This is a genomic window from Sphingomonas sp. ABOLH (assembly GCF_003951715.1).
Taxonomy (GTDB): domain Bacteria; phylum Pseudomonadota; class Alphaproteobacteria; order Sphingomonadales; family Sphingomonadaceae; genus Sphingomonas; species Sphingomonas hankookensis_A.
The window spans coordinates 1-2,768 of the sequence record NZ_QQWV01000089.1 but is presented as its reverse complement, the minus strand read 5'-3'; the positions used below and the strand labels follow the sequence as shown (position 1 = coordinate 2,768).

Genomic DNA, 2,768 nt, shown 5'->3' with positions numbered 1-2,768 from the left:
GATGTGGTGTTGCCGGGGGCGCTGGTGGCGGCGGGGGCGGTGCCTTTGCTGTGGCAGCACCGGGGCGATCCGATCGGGACCGTCGAGTGGCTGGGCGAGGATGCGCGCGGGCTGCGGGTGATCGCTCGTATCGATGGCGGAGAGGCGGCGCGGCTGGTGCGGGCCGGGGCGGTCGACGGGCTGTCGTTCGGCTATCGGGCACGGTCGGTGCGGCAGGGGGCGTGGCGGACGATCGCCGCCGCCGAGCTGATCGAGGTGAGCGTGGTCGCGCAGCCGATGCAGGTGCTGGCGCGCATCCATGCGGTCGAGGACGGGTGACGGGTCGCGCGCTTCACAAACTTTTCCACAACGGGGGTGTCGCGGGTCGCGGCGCCCCTTTTTTCATGGGGACGACGAGTATGACGATCGAGACGCTGGCGGGGAGCTTTTCGGGTGTGGCGGCGGGCGGCAGCCGGCCGATGCTGAGTGCCGAGGTGCAGGGCGGCGGCTTCGGCGCGTTCGTGAGGAGCGGGATGACCGTCGAGACGAAGGCGGTGGCGGGGACGTCGGATGCGGCGGGCGGCTATGCGGTGCCGCGCGAGATCGATGCGATGATCGGCGCGACACTGAAGAGCGCCAGCCCGATCCGCGCCATCGCGCAGGTGGTGAGCGTCGGGTCGGCGGGGTATCGCAAGCTGGTGACGAGCGGGGCGACGCCCTCGGGCTGGGCGAGCGAGGGCGGGGCGCGGCCGGAGACGGCGACGCCGACCTTCAACGAGATCGCCCCGCCGATGGGCGAGCTGTACGCCAATCCGGCGGCGAGCCAGGCGATGCTGGACGATGCCGCGTTCGACGTCGAGGTGTGGCTGGCGGGCGAGATCGCCGGCGAGTTCGCCCGAGCCGAGGGGCAGGCGTTCGTCAACGGCAGCGGGGCCGGGCGGCCGCGCGGGTTCCTGACCTATCCGACCGCCACGACCGGCGATGCGGTCCGTGCCTTCGGGACGTTGCAGCATCTGCCCAGCGGTGCGGCGGCGGATTTCGGGAGCGATCCGGAGAACCGGCTGATCGACCTGGTCCATGCCTTGCGCGGCGCGTACCGGCAGGGGGCGTGCTGGGTGATGAACGCGCAGACCGCGGCGCGCATCCGCAAGTTCAAGACGGCGGACGGCGCGCTGCTGTGGACGCCGGGTCTTGCCGAGGGGCAGGCGAACACGCTGCTCGGCTATCCGGTGGTCGAGGCGGAGGACATGCCCGACATTGCGGCGGGCAACCTGCCGATCGCGTTCGGCAATTTCAAGGCGGGCTACCTGATCGCCGAGCGGGCCGAGACGCAGATCCTGCGCGATCCCTATTCGAACAAGCCGTTCGTCCATTTCTACGCCACCAAGCGCGTCGGCGGGGCGGTGATGAATTCGGAGGCGATCAAGCTGCTGAAGATCGCGGCGTAATCTGGTGGGGCGGGGGAACCCCGCCCGTTTTGTTGGCAATCCAGCGCAGCTGGATTGCGGCGGCACCGGCCCACTCCCCCACCCGGCCACCCACAGCGTATCCTTGATGGGTGGCCGGGTGGGGGAGTGGGCCGGTGCCGCATCCGCCGTGAGGCGGCAAACCCAAGGAGAAACACATGAGCGCAGCGCCCTTTCCGGCGGCGGTGATCGCGGGGGTGCGCGTGGCGGCGCGCGACCATCTGCGGATCACCGGGACCGCGGAGGACATGGTGATCGACCGGCTGGCGGAAAGCGCGCTGGCGCTGGCCGAAGCCTATACCGGCAGCGCCATCATCGCCCGGCCGCACGAGGCGATGATGGCGGCGTCGAACGAGTGGCGACCGCTGCCGGTCGCGCCGGTCACCGCGATCACGGCGGTCGCGCCGATCATGGCGATCGATATTGATGCGGCGGGCACCGGATGGGTGCGGATGGCGGCGGCGGGGCCGTTGCGCTTCGTCGCGGGGCTGGCGGCGGAGTGGAGCGCGGTGCCGCCGCCGGTGGCGCAGGGGATCGTGCTGCTGGTCGCGCATCTGTTCGATGCGCGCACGGCGGCGGCGGCACCTCCGGCGGCGGTGGGGGCGCTGTGGCGGCCGTGGCGGCGGATGCAACTGGCGGGGGCGCGGCGATGATCCGGGCGCTGGAGCGGGCGGAAGCACTGGGCGAGCGGCGGGCGGTGGTGGTGCGTGAGCGGGTGGCTGCGGCGGCGGAGGAGGTGCCGGGGGTCGCGGCGGAGGTCGTCGGCGATGGCGTGGTGCTGTCGGGGCGGAGCCTTGTGCGGCGGACGGTCAGCGATCCCCGGCTGCAGGCTGTGGCGGGGTGGGGGCGATGATCGCGGGGACGTTGTTGCAGGCGATGCTGGTCGCGCGGCTGCGGGCGGTGCTGACCATGGCGAGCGTGTTCGATGCGCCGCCGGTGCGTAGCAGCCGGCCCTATGTCGTCGTCGATACGCCGGTGCTGACCGACTGGGGCACCAAGGATGCCGCCGGGCGCGAGGGGCGGGTGGTCGTGCAGCTGTTCGACGGCGGCGAGGTGCCGGTGCGGTTGCGCGACCTGGCGGCGGCGGCGGAGGTGGCGGTGTTGTCTGCACCCGCCGGGTTGGCGGGGTGGCGGGTGGTGAGCCTGTCGTTCGTGCGCAGCCGGGTGCTGCGCGAGGGCGACGGCTGGGTCGGGGCGCTGGAGTTTCGGGTGCGGATGCTGGCGGGGTGAAGGGGGGCGCCCTCACCCTTCCGCGGCTGCGCCGCTCCCTCCCTCTCCCGGTGGGAGAGGGAATGTTGGAGGGGTCAGGGGGCGGCCCAATGG

At 72.5% G+C, this 2,768-nt stretch carries 5 protein-coding genes; all 5 read left to right on the top strand.

The annotated features are described in order from the left end of the window. The coding region (locus tag CA237_RS19240) for an HK97 family phage prohead protease (RefSeq protein ID WP_126015301.1) at nucleotides 1-318 on the top strand (318 nt) is incomplete at its 5' end. Between the two features lie 140 nt (nucleotides 319-458). After that, complete coding sequence (locus CA237_RS19235; protein ID WP_241215564.1) at nucleotides 459-1,427, top strand: phage major capsid protein; 969 nt, start codon at nucleotides 459-461, stop codon at nucleotides 1,425-1,427. A gap of 176 nt (nucleotides 1,428-1,603) precedes the next feature. Further along, nucleotides 1,604-2,098, top strand: coding sequence for a hypothetical protein (locus CA237_RS19830; RefSeq protein ID WP_164523935.1), 495 nt, complete (start codon nucleotides 1,604-1,606; stop codon nucleotides 2,096-2,098). Further along, entirely contained in the window at nucleotides 2,095-2,298 is a 204-nt protein-coding gene (locus tag CA237_RS19225) for a hypothetical protein (RefSeq protein WP_126015295.1), read from the top strand. The genes CA237_RS19830 and CA237_RS19225 overlap by 4 nt, the downstream gene beginning before the upstream one ends. Continuing rightward, nucleotides 2,295-2,675, top strand: a complete 381-nt coding sequence (locus CA237_RS19220) for a DUF3168 domain-containing protein (protein WP_066690112.1) — start codon at nucleotides 2,295-2,297, stop codon at nucleotides 2,673-2,675. Before CA237_RS19225 ends, CA237_RS19220 begins: the two co-directional genes overlap by 4 nt. Nucleotides 2,676-2,768 lie beyond the last annotated feature (93 nt).